Source organism: uncultured Bradyrhizobium sp., from assembly GCF_947648125.1.
Classification (GTDB): Bacteria; Pseudomonadota; Alphaproteobacteria; order Rhizobiales; family Xanthobacteraceae; genus Bradyrhizobium.
The window spans coordinates 111,384-125,937 of record NZ_CANSMR010000014.1; the positions used below are offsets into that span (position 1 = coordinate 111,384).

The following is a 14,554-nucleotide window of genomic DNA, read 5'->3' on the forward strand; positions in this document are numbered from 1 at the left end:
GTTCGGAGGACGCCCCCGAGCAGAAACGATCAGCGCCCGACGCGTCCCCTACTCCTTGATCAGCCATCGCGCTTACTGTCGAAGGTCAATCTATGCGTGGAGTTCGACCACGAGGAGGTTCGACGAGGCCGGTTCGGAGGTGACTTATGGACAGCGCGCGGTGACGAGCGGCCAAACGCGGCGCGTCATGCCCGCACGGCCTTCACATCGGCGAAGAGACCCGGAAATCGGATGGGCTCTTGCCGGTCCAGCGGATGAAGGCATGCCGGAAGTTGGCGGCGTCGCTATAGCCCAGCCGGTTTGCGATCTCCTCGTTGGTCATCGCGGTCTTGCGCAGATATTCGATCGCAAGCCGCGTCCGCACCTCGGCGAGCAGCTCACGATACGATGTATCTTCCGCTTCGAGCCTCCGCCGCAGCGCGCGAGGATGCATCGAAAGCCTCTCGGCGATCGCCTCGATGTTCGGATACCTGCCGGGCTGCTCGATCAGCACCCGCCTGACATCGGCAGCGATCCCGCCCGCATGATTGACCTCGGACAACACCTGCTCGCACATCTCGCGCGCCATTCCGTGGGTGCGAGAATCCGCCAACGCCACCGGCCCGTCGGCCTGCGACAGCTGGTACCTGTACTCGTTGCCGCGCTGGCGAAACAAGACCGGACAGTCAAAGATCACCTGGTAGGCGCGGGCATGCGCCGGTTCGCCATAGGCGAGGGAAATCTGCGAGAAGCGGAATGACTCGCCCGCCAGGTCCTTCATCGTTGTCAAATGCGACGAAAGGGCGAACTCGGCCGCGAAGCGATGCACGTCCTGCGTCGGATTCGGCCAATGCAACGGCTCGAACGCACAGACGACCGCCGCGCCGTCATACGAGTATTTCGCATCGCACAGCGGGCCAACGACCCGAAGGTATCGATTGGCGAAGGCGCGCGCATCGTCATAGGTCGCGCTGCTCAGCAACGCATATCCGTACATTCCGTGCGCCGTCACCCGCATGCGCTGTCCGGCACGGAGTGCAACGGTCGGCTCGTTGGACAGCCGCAATGCATTGCGAACCACGATGTCGATCTGCCGGTACGAGATGCGCGTCGTGTGCGCTTCGAGCTGATCCTCGGTCAAGCCGGTGCCCGCCAGCGCTACGGACGATCGAACCTGTTGCCTGCCGAGCTCGGCAATGATGGCAGCAATCAACTGCGCCGAATACACATGCTGGTCGAAATCCGGCGGCAATTGGCATTCCGGCACGGCGTCTCGCAGGCGCCTTCCAGCGCTCATGGTCGTCCTCCTCCCTAGGCCTGGAGTCTTGCTCAAATCGAAATCATTCGCAATGCTGGCGGCAGCCAGCCGGCTTCCCCTATCCCCAGCCTCGGGCAGCGCACGCTCGGGTCGTATCCAAGGATGCCGAATTGGGTCGCGAGGTGTTTCGTCGATGCCGCCGTGTTTCCGGTCAGCATTCCACAACGTTCACCGCGAGCCCGCCCAGCGACGTCTCCTTGTATTTGGACTTCATGTCTTCGCCGGTCTGCAGCATCGTCTTGATGACGGCATCAAGCGAGACATAGTGCTTGCCGTCGCCACGCAGCGCCATGCGAGCGGCGTTGATGGCCTTGACCGCCCCCATCGCATTGCGCTCGATGCAAGGGATCTGCACCAGGCCACCGACCGGGTCGCAAGTGAGACCGAGATTGTGCTCCATCCCGATCTCCGCGGCGTTCTCGACCTGGGCCGGCGCACCGCCGAGCACGGCCGTCAGGCCGCCTGCGGCCATCGAGCAAGCGACGCCGACCTCGCCCTGACAGCCAACTTCCGCGCCGGAGATCGAGGCATTCGCCTTGTAGAGCATGCCGATCGCAGCCGCGGTGAGCAGGAAGGTAACGACGCCGTCATCGGTCGCGCCCGGACAGAACTTGACGTAGTAATGCAGTACCGCCGGGATCACGCCGGCGGCGCCGTTGGTCGGCGCGGTCACGATCCGCCCGCGCGCTGCATTCTCCTCGTTCACCGCCATCGCAAAGGCATTGACCCAATCCATCGCCGCCAGCGGATCGACACTCTCGGTGTCGCTGTTGCGGGCCGACAGTTCGCGATAGAGAGCCGGCGCGCGACGGCGAATGTTCAGCGGCCCAGGCAGCGGTTCAGCCGCGCCCGCATTGTCGATCCCGAAGCCGCGGTCGACACATTGCTTCATCGTCTCCCAGATCTTCAGGAGACCGGCACGGACGTCAGCGTCGGTGCGATGCACGCACTCGTTGGCCAGCACCATGTCGGCGATCGAGCGCCCGCTCGACTGCGCACGCGCGACCAGTTCGGCGCCGGTGCCGAAAGGATACGGCCAAGCCGGAAGCTCGCCGCCTGCGGCGCCAGCCACGTCGCCCAAGCCACGCTCGATCACGAACCCGCCACCGATCGAGAAGTAATAGCGTTCCGCCAGCAGACTGCCGTCGGCCGCGAACGCCAGGAGGCGGATTCCGTTAGGATGTTCCGGCAATGCGCTGTCGGGCTTGAACACGATATCGCGCCCGCGCCGGAACGGGACCGGGTGAACATTGAGCAGCCGCAATTCGCCGGAGCGCCGGATGTCCGCAAGCTGCGGCGCCACCTGGGCCGGATCGATGGTATCGGGCTTTTCGCCGAGCAGGCCGAGGATCACGCCGAGATCGGTCGCATGCCCGCGCCCGGTCGCGCCCAGCGAGCCATAGAGGTCGGCGCGGACCTGCACGGTCTTCGAAAGAAGACCATCGCGCTCGAGCGCGCGGACGAATTGTCCGGCCGCGCGCATTGGCCCCACCGTATGCGAACTCGAGGGGCCGATACCGATCTTGAATATGTCGAAGACCGAAAGCATCAGGCAGCAGGCAGTTGTTGCTTCACCAGCTCGACCCAATACGCGGCGCCGAGCGGCAGGATGGCGTCATTGAAATCGTAGTATGGATTGTGCAGCGGCGGATCATTGGCGGTCTCGCCCGCGCCGATGCAGATGTAAGCGCCCGGACGCTCTTGCAGCATGAAGGCGAAATCCTCCGATCCCATCGCCGGCTTGATGTCGGTTTGCACCTGTTCGACGCCGACGAGGTTTGCGGCTGCCGACGCGGCGGCATCGGTTTCCGCGGGCGTGTTGATCACCCCCGGATATCCCCGCACGTAGCTCAGATCGACTTTTGCGCCATGGGTTTGCGCCACGCCGGCACAGACCTGCTTCATGGCGGCCTCGACCTGATTCTGTATCTCGGCGTCCAGCGTTCTCACCGTGCCGCGCAATGTGACGGTTTCGGGCACCACGTTCCAGGTGTCGCCGCCATGGATCTGGGTAACGCTCACGACGGCGGCGTCCATTGCGCCGATGCGGCGGCTCACGATGCCTTGCAGTGCGGAGACGAGGTCGGCTGACACCAGGATCGGGTCGATGCCCTTTTCCGGCGTCGCGGCATGGCAACCGCTTCCGGTCACCACGATCTCGAAAGTATCGAGAAAGGCCGTCGCAATGCCGGTCCGGATCGCGAATTTTCCGCGCGGGATATTCGGAATGTTGTGCATCCCGTAGACCGCGTCGGCCGGAAACATCTTGAACAAGCCCTCCTCGACCATCTTCTTGCCGCCGCCTTCGTTCTCCTCGGCAGGCTGGAAAACGAAATGGACGGTGCCGCGGAACGGCCGGTGACGGGCGAGCTGCACGGCAGCTCCAAGCAGCATTGTGGTGTGGCCATCGTGGCCGCAGCCGTGCATCTTGCCGGCGCGGGTTGACTTGTGGGCGCGGTCCCCCAGTTCCTGGAGATCAAGCGCGTCCATGTCGGCGCGCAGCGCGATCGTCGGGCCCTCGCCGTTCGTCAGCGTTCCGACCACGCCGGTTCCGCCGAGGCCGCGATGGACCGGGATCTGCATCTCCATCAGCGCATCGGCCACGAGCTGGGCCGTGCGGTGCTCCTGGAACGCGGTTTCCGGGTTGGCATGGATGTCATGACGCCAATCCAGCATCCGGGCACAGATATCGTCGGCGATTCCAAACTTCTTTGACATGCGTTGGTCCACCTGTTCGTTGGTTAGCGATGGAAGAATTCGGCGATCAATGTCGCACCGAGGAACGTGCCCGCGGCGGCCGTCAGCGAGACCACCACGATACGCCAGCTCAGCTTCCTGAAGATCGGAAGATCCTTGGCGACCGAGAAGCCGGCGAGCGTCAACACGGGGGTCGTGAAAGCCAGGAAGTTCAGCTTGTCGACCGAGCCGATCATCGCGTTGGAGAACGGCAGCAGGCCGGGAATACCGAGCACGGTGGTGACCACGACCAGGATCAGGATGTGCGGCACCTTCGACAGCAGACGGGCGAGGACGTCGACCAGCAGCACGACCGCGAGCACGACCAGGAGACCTGCCCCCGACTCCAGCAGCGGAACCTTGTAGGTGAGCGAATTGCCGATCAGGACGCCGCCCGCGACGGTGATCCAGGCGAGCAGCGAGTCAAAGAAGCCGAAGGTACCGTGCTTCGTCTCGCCGGCGCTGGCGATCGAGGGCCCGAGGTTTCCCGACGCGAAGTTCGAGAACCGGCCGAGCACGGGCTCCAGCCTGTCATACAGCCAGGAACACACCGGCAGCGAGAAGAACAGGGCGAAATAGAAGCCGAGGACGGCGGTCATCAGGTTCGCCGCCGAGGCGATCGCAATCAGCTCCTTCGCCATCTCGGGCGGATTGTGGCCGTTGATGGTGCCGATCGCGGCCGCCATCATGCTGCCCGAGCCGACGCCCGCGCCCATCGCGAGCGACCGCGGATCGAAAATGTGCAGGCTGGCGACGAAGCCGGCCAACAGCGCGATGAACAGTGCGCCGAGCACGGTGCCGGTGATGTACTCGGCCAGCACGCCGCGCCCTTCGGCGGAGTTCATGCCGTATTTCTCGCCGATGATCACCATGTTGCCTTCACGGCCGATCGAGAAGGTCGCGCCGACCGCTTCGCGCTTGACGCCGAGCAGGAGCGCAATCGGCAGGCCGAGGACGAGCGTGCCGAAGGTGTGCCCGAGCTCCTGGAAGATCAACGCCCAGCCGGCCTTCTGCACCTCCGGCAGCGCGCCGCCGACCGTGAAAGCCATCTTGATCACGAAGAGCAGCAGGCCTGCGGTGAGCAGTTGTCCCGCATAGGTCTGCAGGCAGGGCCCGATCCGCGCGGCGGCAGGCAGATAACGTGCTGAGAGGCCCCATGCGGCCGCGATCAGCAGCGCCCACACCATCGGTTGAAGCAGCACCTTGCCCGGCCCGATCTGGAACTGGACGATCCCGATCGTCTCGGCGACGGCAACGATGATCAGAACGGCAACGAACAGCGTGAGCTTGCCGGTGCTTGCGGGATTGACCGCCTGGGCGGCCAGGTCTGCGGAAGGCGAAGAAGTCGACGTCATGATGCTGGACACCTCCAGAAAATGATTGCGAGGCAATGCGGTGAACGGTGAACCAACTTGCCCGCGCAGCATCGGGGAGAAAGCATCTTGCATCAATGATCGTGTCGTCCAGTTTTTGTTGCATTTTTTGCAACACTGGCAAGACGAAAATCCGGCTCGAAAGCCGGCATGACCGCGACCGTTACCATCATCGATGCGAACGGTGCGAGGACGGCGAAGCCGTTCCTCGGCTAGCCCCCGTGCTAGTCGATCGCTCCGGACGAGCCGCCTGGTTCGAGCTTCTGCACATCCGCCACGTTGACGCCAAGCACGACGATGTCGTGCGTTTTGCCCTGAAGGTCTTTCACTTGGTCGCGCAACAGAGCTTCGGCGCGGAAGCCTAATGCTTCGAAAATCGCGATCGCGCGGGTCTGGTCGGACGTCATCTGCACGGTCAGGCGTTCCAGGCCCATCGACAGTGCGAGGTCAAACGCCTCATTGGAAAGAGCCCGTCCGATGCCGGTGCCGCGCACATGCGAGGAGATCACGGTCCTGATCTCGCCGACATGGGCCGACCACGACATGGGATCCCGCACGATCGTGCCGCACCCCACGACGATGTCGTCCTTGACCACCAGCAGGCTGACGATCGAGCCGCGCTCGATCTCCTTGATCCATGCCGAGAGCACCTTCGGCTCGCGGATATTCCGCGGCAGGAACAGCATGTCGTGCACGGCAAGCGCGTTGGCAAACTTCAGGACGGCGGCCTCGTCGGCAGGCCCCATCAACCGAAACTCGACGCCCCCGCTCTCGAAGTTGACGCGACGCGGATAGGATCGCATCTTGGTATTCCTCATGCAGATCGCTCACTCAATCCGAAATCCAGACTTCGCCGCGACCACCTTGCGGGGATCGCAGCGCTTTTTCGGCCTGTCCTGCACGCAGGAGCCAGATCAGGCAAGCCGAGTGTAGCAATGTCCTAATATAACTCTTGAAACGGCCCGTTTGCACCTTTCCGTCTCGATATGAGCACATAAGCCTGGCGACAATGACCATGAGCGCTCCCAACGACAACCTCGAACGACCGCTCCATGAAATGCTGCGGAGGCATGCCCGTGAGCGGCCGGAGAAACCGGCCTGCATCTGGTATGGCCGCGCCATCACGTTCCTCGAGCTCGACCGTGCGAGTGATGCATTCGCGGCGCGCCTGCAACAGCTCGGCGTCGCCAAAGGCGAGCCGGTCGCACTGTTCATGAACAATTGTCCGCAATACCTGATGGCGCAATTCGGCATCCAGAAGATCGGCGCCATTGCCTCGCCCTGCGGGGCGCTGAACAAGGAGCACGAGCTCGCCTACCAGCTCGACGATCTCGGCGCGCGCGTGATCGTCGCGGCCGAACCGCTATTGCCGATCGTAGGTCAGGTCCGCGACAAGACGAAGCTCGAGCATGTCTTCGTGGTCCGCTACCCCGACCTGCTGCCCGAGCGGCCACCGATCGGCGTTCCGGACGAACTGCTCGCATCCGGCTCCGAGCCGGACGGTACGGCCGGCGAAATTGAGGACTTTCTCTCCGTCGCTGCAAGCGGCGCGTCGCCCCGCGATGTCGCGATCGACATGAACGATACCGCGCTGATGATCTACACGTCAGGCAGCACGGGCCGGCCCAAAGGGGCGATGCTGTCCTATCGCAACGTCATCTTCAAGACGGCCGCGACCGTGAACTGCAACGGGATCGGCACCGATGACGTCCTGCTCTCGATCGCGCCGCTTTATCATATCGCCGGCATGGTGATGGGCGTGAATGCACCGGTCTACGCCGGCGCGACGTCCGTGCTGCTGTACCGGTTCGATCCGCTCGTGACGGCACAGGTGATCGACCGCTATCAGGTAAGCTGGTGGTACAGCGTGGCGCCGATGAACGTCGCGATCACGCAGCTCCCGAACATTTCCGACTTCGCGCTGAGGAGCCTCCGCGTCAATCCCGTGACCAGTTTCGGCATCGACTGGACCGAAGCGCTTGCCAGACAATGGCAAGCCGTCGCACCGAACTGCGAGAGCTTCGAGGCGGCGTACGGGCTGACCGAGACCCACACGGTGGACACCTTCATGCCGCGCACTTCAGTTCGCTGGGGCACCCATGGCAGACCGGTGCCCGGCAACGAGATCCGGATCGTCGATCCCGACTCCGGCGCAGACAAGCCAGCCGGCGTCCCGGGCGAAATCGTGATCCGCGGCCCGGGCGTATTCAAAGGCTACCGCAATCGTCCCGACGCGACCGCGGAGGCGCTGCGCAATGGCTGGCTGCACACCGGCGACATGGGCCGCCTCGATGCCGACGGCTATCTGACCTTCATGGGTCGCTTCAAGGAGATGATCAAGGTCTCCGGCTACAGCGTCTTCCCGGAAGAGGTCGAATCGATTCTGAACAAGCACCCCGACGTGGCGGCGTCAGCCGTGATCGGCGTGCCCGACGCAACGAAGGGCGAGGTGGTCAAGGCCTTCATCGTCCTGACCCCGCGTGCCGAACTGGACACCGCCCAGCTCGTGGCGTGGGCGCGCCAGAACATGGCGCCTTACAAGGTGCCGCGCGATGTCAGCTTCGTTACCGAGTTGCCGCGCTCACCGGCCGGCAAGCTGTTGCGGCGGTTGCTGAAGGACTGACGCTGCAGCGAACTTGCCCCGACCGGCCGACGGCGCCAGCCAAAAATCCCGATCGGCCATGTCCCAAAATCACTCCCGATTTGGTCCGACAGCACCTTTTCGGGAATCGATGTCCATGTTGGACATGTCGTTTTGGATCCTCGGCGATTCATCGATAAAGAGCAAATTGCAGCCTGCGACATGTTCAGTCACGACCACGAATGCTCGGGCATCAAGTACCAGCGATGCATGAAACGGATGATCGAAGCGCTCAGAGAAGAACTGACGCTGCAAGGCATCATCGGTCAGGGGACCACCACGGATCTGCGGGTAGACATCGTCAGCCTGGCCGAAACCGCACTCATGGCGTGCGATTTCGATAAGGTCGCGGACTGATGCGGCCACTTGAGCAGAATCAAGACCTTCGTTCGCGAATGAACAAGCTGGCCGCCAGCTACGGCCGGAAAATGGGGTTTCGCCTACCGTCAAAAGTCTGCCGCGTCCGCAATGGAGAGGCTTCGCGCTATCCCCTATCCCTCTCCCAGGGCAGTTGCGGAACGAAGAACTTCAGGAGGTAGTCGATGAAAAAACGCACTTTGGGAGCCACATGATGTGTTGCCGGATAAACCGCCGCGATCGTATATGGCGCCTGGACAGCGTTTGGGAGAACCGGAATTAATCTGCCCTGCCGCAGAGCTCCTGCCGCCAGAAACTCTGGAAGCGATGCGATCCCCAAGCCAGCAATCGCCATATCCCTAATCGCGTCGCCATTATTTGCGACAATGCGGGACCGTATTGACAACGAGATCGCCCGCCGCCCCTTGCCTTCCCTTTCGAAGCGCCAGAATCGATTAGCGTGGACATAGGCGTAGTCAATACACGTATGTTCTGCCAGTTCGGCGACGCTCTTCGGAAGACCGTACTGTTCCGCATAGTTTGGACTACAACACATAACTCGCGCGCACTCACCAAGCCTACGCGCTTTTAAGCTTGAATCCCGCAGATCCCCTATTCGGATGCCAAGATCGTACCCTCCACGGACGAGATCGACGTGACGGTCCTCGTAATCGATCGCGAGTTCGAGGTCTGGGTGGCGCCGCGCAAACTCGGCAATCACCGGTCCAAGATACATTATCCCGAACGACATTGGCGTTGTGACGCGCAACTGTCCGCGCAAAGAACTCCCGAGGCGCCCTGACAAGCTCTCTGCCGTCTCGCTGATCTCATGTAAGAGAGGGACCATCCTTTCGTAGAATGCCCCACCGCTATCCGTAGGTCGCAGCTGACGCGTCGAACGCTGAAACAACTCCACACCCAGGGCGTCCTCCAAGTCGCTGATGCGCTTACTGATCACCGACTTCGACAGGTTCATGCGATCGGCCGCGGCGGTAATGCCGCCCGCTTCCATCACACGCACAAACGTTACGATGTCATCGAAGCGCCACTTCATTGTTCGATCGTAACGAACATTATCAGCGTTGTGAAGCAACGTGCTTCGCGCCAATGCTGAGGGGATGCTGTAGGGTCTCCTTCAAATCATGCCTCCATTCATATGGAGGCCCTCCCACTCCAGTAAGGTACTAAACTCTGCTTCGAGCAGGGTCGAGCCGGAGACTTTTCCGCGCCTCCTTCGCCTGCTCCATCCGATCCTTGGAAGCCGCTCAAGCGAAAGATCGTTCGCAACCTTCACGACATTAGCGCAGCGAACGACTGACCAAGGAAATGGCCACAGATCGCGCGCAGCCCCGCTCCTGCCGGGCAGTGGAGCACGTTGCTCCCGTCAGGACGAGGGTCCCAATCGACACCAGGCTCACCTCAAACCCCGAATGTTCACGAGTGGTCTTCTATCCGCATACAACCGTTCGACCAACCAGAACACGAAGTTCGTGAATTAGAGCTTTAGTCCGATTCTGAAACGATACTTAGTACTAATCAGTACGGTATGGCGCTGACAAGATATGGCGTGCCGTGTCCAACATCACTTCTCAAGGAATCGGATATGACCAGCGAAATTGTCCGCGATCCTCTAAAGGATCACCTTCTTACGCCGCAGAATTCCGCATTCATCATCATCGACTATCAGCCGATCCAGGTCAGTTCGATCCGCTCGATGGATCAAAAGGAGCTTGTGTTCAATATCGTGCATACGGCCAAGGCCGCAATCAATTACAACCTTCCCATCGTTCATTCGACAGTGAATGTGGCGACCGGCAGAAACAAGCCACCGATCCAGCCGATCATGGACGTGCTGGCGGCGTATCCCACCTACGACCGCACATCAATCAACAGTTGGGAAGATGTCGAGTTCAAAAAGGCCGTCGTGGCGACGGGTCGCAAGAAACTCGTCATGACCGCGCTTTGGACGGAGGCATGCCTCGCATTCCCGGCGCTTGATGCTCTCGATGAGGGCTATGAAGTCTATGTTGTCGTCGACGCTGTCGGAGGCACCTCTGTCGCGGCTCACGAAGCGGCGCTTCGACGCGTAGAGCAGGCTGGCGCCAAGCTGATCAGCAAAACGCAGCTCTACTGCGAACTTCAGCGTGACTGGGTACGCGAGAAAACTGTCCCCGGCTTCATGGACGTTTTCCAGAATTGGGACGGCTCGAATCCCGAAATGGATTTCAAGGGCTAGAGATTCTGTAGGAATGGCCAACGTGGGCGCTGAAGCCGAGCGTAACGCGCGGATGATGATGGCTGTTATCCGCTCTGAGGCGAGACGAACCAGCGACGGCGCGATCTGAACGAAGGCCGTGGACGAGCCTTCGCATGCAGAGAGGAGGGTAATCGGACGCAAGTGCTCTGATGCTGCGGAGGCCAAGGCAGGTCGATGCGGTCGGATCCCACGACTACAAAATAGTGGCGATTAAAATCAAAACTGGGGGAAATGAAATGATGATGCATCACCTGCTGCACCTCTCTCTCCTTTCAACCAATTCGTGTCAGGCTTTGGTCCGATCGCGGGCATTCCTGATACCCGTGATGGCAAGCCTGATGGCGCTATGCGTCAGCCCTGATCCGGCGCTCTCGGCGCAGCCGACCACGCAGGGTCCAACCCAAGCGGAATTGGATCGCGCGGATACCGACTCCGTCAACTGGCTCACTGACAACAAAGGCTATATGGGAACTCGCTTTTCGACGTTGTCGGAAATCAATCCGCGCAATATTCGCAACCTCAGGGAGGTCTGCTCCTTTGACATCGGAGAAACGGGCTCGTTTCAGAACGGGCCGATCGTCTACGACGGCTTGTTGTACACGACGACCGGTCTGACCACGGTCGCCATCGACGCCGCGACGTGCGCAAGGAAATGGGAGTATCACTACAAGGCCAGCCATGTGCTCGTGTCGAACAGCAAGGGGCCGGCGATCGCCGGCGGCCGCGTCATTCGCGGTACGCCCGATGGCCATCTGATCGCGCTGGATGCAAAGACAGGCGCATTGCTGTGGGATCAGCAGATCATGGATCCGGTGAACGGCGAATACGCAACGGCTGCGCCGCTCGTCTGGAACGATATCGTTTTCATGGGCAAGGCCGGCGCAGACCGTGGTATCCGCGGCGAGATGATGGCGTTCGGTGCTGACGACGGCCACAAGATGTGGAGCTTTCACGTCATCCCCTCGGCGGGCGAGAAGGGATCGGAGACGTGGAAGAATCCGCCAAGCATCGAGCATGGCGGCGGTTCGCTCTGGACGACATTTGCGCTCGATTCAGCCGCCGGCCTGCTGTTGCTGCCGGTAGGTAATCCAGGGCCGGACTTCGACAATGATTCCCGACCCGGCACCAACCTTTTCACGAATTCTCTGGTCGCGCTCGATGCCCGGTCCGGAGAGCTGAAATGGTGGCATCAATTGCTCGCGCCTGACGATCGGGATTGGGATACGGCCGTCACCGCCGCCATTGACGCGGCCGACGGCAGCAAGCTGGCGATGGCCGCGGGCAAGGACGGCGTGGTTCACATCGTTGACCGGATCACGGGCGAGCTGAAAGCGGGCGCGCCGCTAGTCACACGCTATCAGAACACGACGGGCCCAGTGCCCACTGGAAGCGGCATACGTCTGTGTCCGATCGCTGCCGTGCAATGGAACGGACCGGCCTACAGCCCTGAAACCAAGTTGATGTACATGAACGGGATCGACTGGTGCGCGCAGGCGATCAAGGGACCGACGCCGGTCGCAAAGCCGGGTCAGGAATATCTGGGCTGGGCGAACTATTACGGAACACGCGATCCCGTCGATGAGGCGTTCGGGCTGGTCAATGCAATCGATCCAACGACAGGGAATGTCGTTTGGCGCGCCAAGACGAAATCAATTCCACTTGGCGGCGTCGTCGTCACGGCCAGTGGCCTCGTTATTACCGGCACGATCGCTGGCGAGGTGCTCGTACTCGACGCGAAGACCGGCGCGGAAATGCACAAAACCGAGGTGAAAGGAGGAATCGGCGGCGGGGTCGTCACCTACCAAGCTGGTGGCAGGCAGCTCATCGCCGTCGCGGCCGGGGACAACAACTTCACCTACGGCACGAAGGGTAAGAACACGATCGTTGTCCTGGGAGTACCGAAATAGCCTGAAAATTGATCGCCGCAATGTCTCCATCCCCGTAGGGAGTTGATGAAAATGGGGCAGATGATTTTCGCCTGCAGCCGCCGTGTTAGTCTCTCCTGCACTCAAGCGGCGAGCCAGCGCTCGCCACGGTCCTTTAGCGTGCACGAGACGCAGGTAACGACCAAGACCTGTCGTTATGCGATCGCTCTGTTCCTGGTCGCAGCGACGGCGGGAGTGGCGCCATCGGCATTCGGACAGCAGATGCCGGCACCGACATCCAGCCAGGCCCAGATCACACAAACATGGCCGGCTCCCGCTCACATTTTCGGAGACTGGGGAGGTCTACGCACCAAGCTCGAGGATCTCGGCGTTACCTATTCCCTGACCTATACGTCGGAGAGCGTCTACAATGCGGTAGGCGGCTTGAGGCCCGGCGCCGACTATGCCCAGCAGATCGGATTCACGGCGAACGTCGACTGGGAGAAAGTCGCGGGCGTTCCGGGCCTCGTCACCCACACGTATCTGATCAACCGCGCCGGTCGCAACGCGAGCGCCGATTATGTCGGCGACACCGTGCTCCAAGCCCAGGAAATCTTCGGCGCAGGGTTTGGTGTCGGCGCCAAGCTGGTTTGGTTCTACGGCGAAGAGAAGCTCTTCGACAACCGCGTCAACATCGCTTTCGGTCGCTTTGCGCCCGGCACGGATTACAACGCGTCGCCCTTCTATTGCACTTTCATGACGCTGACCATTTGCGGCCACAATCGCGGCTTGACGGCCAATCAGGGCTTCGAAGACTGGCCGATGAACGTGTGGGGCGCCCGGGTCCGCGTGCGCCCCACGGAAGATACCTACGTGATGGTCGGAGCCTTCCAGTCGCAGCCGTTTCCGACTACCGCTGAACCCTTCACCCAGGGCGGCCATAGTGGCTGGGACTGGACCTTGGAAGGCACTACCGGTGCCAGCTTTCCGGTCGAAGTCGCCTATGAGCCGATCATTGGCAGGGACAAGATGCCTGGACACTACAAGCTCGGCTTCAACTGGGATACCTCCACCTATCCGGACAACTTCTTCGATGTGAATGGGCGGCCGCTTGCATTGACGGGTCTCCCAGGCTTTCCGCACCGAGGTCGCGCCCAGTTCTGGGCAGCCGCGGATCAGATGATCTTCAGGAATGGCCCGAACCCGAATGACGGGCTTATTCTGCTTGCCACCTTCGCGCATAACGAGTCCGACACGACATTGTTCAACAATTTTGCCTGGGCCGGCGTCATCGATCGCGGCTTTTGGCCTGCGCGTCCGAGCGATCAAATCGCGTTCGGCTTCTCCTACTACGACGTCAGCAAGAAGCTAACGGACACCCAGCGCATTCAGGCGATGCTCGCCTCGCCGCTCGCCGGTGGAGCCCTGGGCGTGCAGCAATACGCCATGGTGTTGGAGGCCAACTACGGGATATCTCCCATACCCGGCCTTCTCATCCAGCCCGAGCTTGAATATTTCATCCGTCCCGGTGGCACGAATGCCGTTCGCAATGCTTTCCTGGTGGGGCTCAAGATCGCAGCGGACTTTTGATCGCCGGCGTGGCCGCGCCACGCGTAGCCCGAAGGGCGAAGTGTGGCGGAGAGAGTGTCAGAATACGGATATATCACCCTCGGCTGCACACGTTCGTCGATGTTCAAGAAACACCCGCACCATAGGCGCTAGCTGTGCGCCAGACACCACGCGCGTCCATGCCAATTCGCGTGCAGCCCGTTCGAAAATATGGGCCGGAGTATGGACAAAAACGTTCGACGGAAAATTGAGTTCGCTTACCCGTGAAAAGACTGAACCTGAAATTTCCGTGTGTGCAACTATAAGTTTTCAAATACGTTTTCTTCTCGCTTTGAGAGAGGCGCTTCAAGGCGTTTTCCGGTTCGGGGACCAAGACATCTGCCCGCATCTCGAACTGTCCAGCCAAGTGCCGGTTGCTGGCATGCCGGTTTCCTGTTGTTTTGGACTCACTTATTGATT

11 protein-coding genes are annotated in these 14,554 nt (G+C 61.2%); 5 read left to right on the top strand and 6 right to left on the bottom strand.

Annotated elements, in window-relative coordinates; translation table 11 throughout:
* Window positions 1-202: 202 nt before the first annotated feature.
* The 5 genes from Q0030_RS23720 to Q0030_RS23740 all read right to left on the bottom strand — a co-directional run bounded on the left by Q0030_RS23720 (window position 203) and on the right by Q0030_RS23740 (window position 6,224).
* Window positions 203-1,276 (bottom strand): AraC family transcriptional regulator, encoded by a 1,074-nt coding sequence (locus Q0030_RS23720; RefSeq protein ID WP_298372248.1) that lies wholly within the window; start codon window positions 1,274-1,276, stop codon window positions 203-205.
* 172 nt (window positions 1,277-1,448) lie between these two features.
* A complete protein-coding gene (locus tag Q0030_RS23725; protein ID WP_298372463.1) occupies window positions 1,449-2,849 on the bottom strand; it encodes an L-serine ammonia-lyase in 1,401 nt (466 codons plus the stop codon).
* Window positions 2,846-4,015 carry a M20 aminoacylase family protein gene (locus Q0030_RS23730; protein ID WP_298372251.1) on the bottom strand — a complete coding sequence of 390 codons (1,170 nt, stop codon included), beginning with the start codon at window positions 4,013-4,015 and terminating at the stop codon, window positions 2,846-2,848. The genes Q0030_RS23725 and Q0030_RS23730 overlap by 4 nt, the downstream gene beginning before the upstream one ends.
* A gap of 23 nt (window positions 4,016-4,038) precedes the next feature.
* Window positions 4,039-5,388, bottom strand: a complete 1,350-nt coding sequence (locus Q0030_RS23735; protein WP_298372254.1) for a DUF3100 domain-containing protein — start codon at window positions 5,386-5,388, stop codon at window positions 4,039-4,041.
* Between the two features lie 242 nt (window positions 5,389-5,630).
* Window positions 5,631-6,224, bottom strand: coding sequence for a GNAT family N-acetyltransferase (locus tag Q0030_RS23740; RefSeq protein WP_298372256.1), 594 nt, complete (start codon window positions 6,222-6,224; stop codon window positions 5,631-5,633).
* A 197-nt stretch (window positions 6,225-6,421) separates the two neighbouring features.
* Here Q0030_RS23740 and Q0030_RS23745 point away from each other — a divergent pair, with 197 nt between their 5' ends.
* The gene (locus Q0030_RS23745) at window positions 6,422-8,029 is read left to right on the top strand and encodes an AMP-binding protein (RefSeq protein WP_298372259.1); all 1,608 of its coding nucleotides are present in this window, start codon (window positions 6,422-6,424) and stop codon (window positions 8,027-8,029) included.
* Between the two features lie 228 nt (window positions 8,030-8,257).
* A complete protein-coding gene (locus tag Q0030_RS23750) occupies window positions 8,258-8,404 on the top strand; it encodes a hypothetical protein (RefSeq protein ID WP_298372262.1) in 147 nt (48 codons plus the stop codon).
* Window positions 8,405-8,531: 127 nt separating this feature from the next.
* Here the strand turns inward: Q0030_RS23750 and Q0030_RS23755 are convergent, their stop codons facing one another.
* Entirely contained in the window at window positions 8,532-9,458 is a 927-nt protein-coding gene (locus Q0030_RS23755; protein ID WP_298372265.1) for a LysR family transcriptional regulator, read from the bottom strand.
* A gap of 549 nt (window positions 9,459-10,007) precedes the next feature.
* Between Q0030_RS23755 and Q0030_RS23760 the strand changes: the two genes are divergently transcribed.
* The 3 genes from Q0030_RS23760 to Q0030_RS23770 all read left to right on the top strand — a co-directional run bounded on the left by Q0030_RS23760 (window position 10,008) and on the right by Q0030_RS23770 (window position 14,116).
* The gene (locus tag Q0030_RS23760) at window positions 10,008-10,640 is read left to right on the top strand and encodes a hydrolase (RefSeq protein ID WP_298372268.1); all 633 of its coding nucleotides are present in this window, start codon (window positions 10,008-10,010) and stop codon (window positions 10,638-10,640) included.
* Window positions 10,641-10,810: 170 nt separating this feature from the next.
* Entirely contained in the window at window positions 10,811-12,568 is a 1,758-nt protein-coding gene (locus Q0030_RS23765; RefSeq protein ID WP_298372271.1) for a PQQ-binding-like beta-propeller repeat protein, read from the top strand.
* Between the two features lie 51 nt (window positions 12,569-12,619).
* The gene (locus Q0030_RS23770; protein ID WP_298372273.1) at window positions 12,620-14,116 is read left to right on the top strand and encodes a carbohydrate porin; all 1,497 of its coding nucleotides are present in this window, start codon (window positions 12,620-12,622) and stop codon (window positions 14,114-14,116) included.
* Window positions 14,117-14,554 lie beyond the last annotated feature (438 nt).